Source organism: Nocardiopsis sp. TNDT3 (assembly GCF_003427465.1).
In the GTDB taxonomy this organism is placed as follows: domain Bacteria; phylum Actinomycetota; class Actinomycetes; order Streptosporangiales; family Streptosporangiaceae; genus Nocardiopsis; species Nocardiopsis dassonvillei.
Genome location: NZ_QPFC01000760.1, coordinates 1 through 3117, shown reverse-complemented (window position 1 = coordinate 3117; position 3117 = coordinate 1). Strand labels below are relative to the sequence as shown.

Sequence of the window (3117 nt, the reverse complement as noted above, 5' to 3'; positions counted from 1 at the left end):
CGGCCGAGGACAGCGCGAGCGTCTGCGGCTCGGGCGACCTGGAAGTCGCTCTCGGGCGGGCCGAGGGAGCGGCCGGGACGGTCTACCGGCCCCTGGAGTTCACCAACACCGCAGACGCCCCGTGCGTGATCGGGGGCCACCCCGGAGTCTCCTACGTCACCGAGGAGGACGGCGACCAGGTCGGCGCCGCCGCCGCGCGCGAGGGCGGACCGGGTCCCGCCGTGACCCTCCGACCGGGAGACACCGCCTCGGCCACCGTGGGGTTCACCCGGGTCGCCGACTACGACGAGGACGAGTGCGACCCCACCGACACCCGGGGTCTGCGCGTCTACCCTCCCCGGAACACGGGGTCGGTCTTCGTCGCGGCGCAGGGCCGCGGCTGCGCCGATCCGGACGTGCCCGGCGACCAGCTCACGGTCACGTCCGTCCAGGCGGACGGCGCCTCCTGACCCGACCCGTCCCCGACCCCTGGCCTGTGCCGCCGCCCGATCCGTCCCGGCGCCCGCCCCGCGGTCAGTTCCGCTGCTGTTCCATGGCGGTGAACGCGGTGACCAGCTGGTTCTCGGAGGTCTCCAGGTAGGTCGTCAGCTCGTCCGCCGCCCCGGACGCGTCCCCGGAGGCCAGCAGGGTGTGGATCCTGCGGTTCCAGTCCAGGTACGGAGCGTGGAACTCCCGGGGCGCGTCCATCACGTGGAACACCAGCCGGGTCTCGGCCAGCACCTGGCTCATGAACTCGTTCACCCGCGCGCTCCCGGCCAGACCGGCCACGGCCTGGTGGAAACGCATGTTCGCCGTCCCCATCCGCCACCAGTCCTCGCGTCCGCGCGCGGCCTCGCCCTCGTCCACGGCCGCCCCGACCAGCCGGACCGCCTCCTCGTCCGGGTCCGCCGCGCCCCGCAGCGCGGGGAGCTCCAGGGAGCGGCGCGCCTTGAACAGGTCTCGGACGTCCTCGCTGGTCGGCAGGCCGACGAACACTCCCCGGTGCATCTGGTGCACCAGCAGCCGCTCGCGCACCAGCAGCCGGAACGCCTCGCGCAGGGTGTTGCGGGATACTCCGAGCTCCTCGCACAGCCGCTCCTCCGACAGGCGCTGTCCCGGCGGGTACACGCCGTCGATGAGGGACTCGCGGAGCAGCTCCGCGACCCGCTCGGCCTGCGTGGGCAGCGGGGGGAGGAGGCGCGTGCGGCCGCTGGTCCGGTCGGTGCGGGCGTCCGTGGCCGTCACAGGTGCTCCTTAAGGGGACTGGCGTCTGTTACTTCATTGTCACCGACGCGGAGCACTCCCGGGAGAGCGGGGAGCCCACAGAAGTCGGTTCATCGGACCGGTGGACCGTGGCGCGGTCCCCGAACGGGTTCCCACACGGGTTCCCCGCCGCACCGCCTCGCGTGCACGGCGCATCCGCTCCACCCCGCCACCGCGCGGCTCCACCGCCACTGACCGGCCCCCGCGCGGCTCGCGGGTGAGCCCTCCGCGCGTCCGGTGAGTTCCGGGCGGGGGCGCGCGTTCCTGTGCGGTTTCCGTGCGGTTTCCGCGGGGCTTCCGGGCGGCTGAGCCTTCCGCGCGGCTTCCGCGGGCCCTCGGGCGAGGACGCGCACGGTCCGGCGCGGCTTCGTCCACGGGCTCGCGGACGCGCATTCCGGGGGTTCCTCCGATGACGCTCCTGGGCAGGGCGGGGCGAAGAGATACTTCTGCAACCCAGGTGACCTGGGTTTTTTGCATACCGGCTCTTTACCCGTCTCGTTGGATTGAAGTATCGTTCAACAATCCAACGATGGCGCGGTCGGTTATCGCGTCACCGACCCACATCGGACCCCTTGGAGTGACCCATGGGTGACACACCCCCCGCACCCACGAAGGTGCGCCCCCGTGTCGGGCGGATCGCGATCAGCAGCAGCCTGCTCGGTGCGATGTTCCTCATGGCCACCAGCGCCATCGGCCCCGGCTTCATCACCCAGACCACCACGTTCACCGCCGAGCTGGGCGCGACCTTCGCGGTCGCCATCCTCATCTCGATCCTGGTCGACATCGCGGTCCAGCTGAACATCTGGCGCGTCATCGGCGTCGCCAACACCCGCGCCCAGGACCTGGCCAACAAGGTCGTCCCCGGCGCGGGCTACCTGCTGGCCGCGCTCATCGTCTTCGGCGGCCTGATCTTCAACGTCGGCAACCTCGCGGGCACCGGCCTGGGCCTGAACGCCATGGTCGGGTTCGACACCCGGCTCGGCGCCGTCCTGTCCGCGGTGCTGGCCGTGGTCATCCTGGCCGTCAAGAGGCTGGGCGTGGCCCTGGACCGGATCCTGGTCGTGCTGGGCGTGGCCATGATCGCGCTGACCGTCTACGTGGCCTTCGTGTCCCAGCCCCCGGTCGGCGAGGCCCTGCGCCAGGCCGTCCTGCCCGAGCGGTTCGGCGCGGACGTCTTCCTGGCCACCGTCACCATCATCGGCGGCACCGTCGGCGGCTACATCACCTACGCGGGCGTGCACCGACTCGTCGAGGCGGGTCAGGGCGGGCGCGAGAACGTCCGCGCCATCACGCAGACCTCCGTGACCGGCATCATCGTCACCGGTGTCATGCGCGTGGTGCTGTTCCTGGCCATCCTCGGCGTCGTCGCGGGCGGCGCCGACATCCTGGCGTCCGCCAACCCCTCCGCCGAGGCCTTCCGCCAGGCCGCGGGCGAGGCCGGTGTGCGCCTGTTCGGCGTCATCCTGTGGGCCGCGGCGGTCAGCTCCGTCATCGGCGCCTCCTACACCTCGATCTCCTTCGTCACGACCTTCCACCCGTGGTTGGAGAAGCGCCGGGGCCTCCTGGTCACCGTCTTCATCGGTGTCTCGCTGGCGATCCTGCTGCTGTCCGGGCAGGCTCCGAACACGCTGCTGATCCTGGCCGGAGCCCTCAACGGCGTGATCCTGCCGGTGGGCCTCGGCATCCTGCTGTGGGTCGCGGCCCGCCGCTCCGGCGACCTGCTGGGCGGGTACCGCTACCCGCGCTGGCTGATCGTCATCGGCGTCGCCGCCTGGGCGCTCACCGTGTACATGGCCATCGGCTCCCTGGGCGGCATCGCCGACCTCTGGCAGTAACCCGCCGGGCGCGCCCTTCCACCCTCCCCCGCCCCTACCC

3 protein-coding genes are annotated in these 3117 nt (G+C 72.1%); 2 read left to right on the top strand and 1 reads right to left on the bottom strand.

All coding sequences use genetic code 11. From position 1 onward, the window contains the following. On the top strand, positions 1 to 449 hold a 449-nt coding region (locus DQW06_RS18815), incomplete at its 5' end, for a DUF4232 domain-containing protein (RefSeq protein ID WP_157983487.1). Positions 450 to 513: 64 nt separating this feature from the next. Here the strand turns inward: DQW06_RS18815 and DQW06_RS18810 are convergent. Beyond that, positions 514 to 1224, bottom strand: coding sequence for a GntR family transcriptional regulator (locus tag DQW06_RS18810; protein WP_013154568.1), 711 nt, complete (start codon positions 1222 to 1224; stop codon positions 514 to 516). Positions 1225 to 1826: 602 nt separating this feature from the next. Between DQW06_RS18810 and DQW06_RS18805 the strand changes: the two genes are divergently transcribed. Then, positions 1827 to 3077, top strand: coding sequence for an NRAMP family divalent metal transporter (locus tag DQW06_RS18805; RefSeq protein ID WP_013154567.1), 1251 nt, complete (start codon positions 1827 to 1829; stop codon positions 3075 to 3077). The last annotated feature ends 40 nt before the right edge of the window (positions 3078 to 3117 follow it).

Coding starts and splice junctions, on each gene's coding strand:
- DQW06_RS18805 (WP_013154567.1), top strand. CDS start 1,827: ATGGGTGACACACCCCCCGCACCCACGAAGGTGCGCCCCCGTGTCGGG.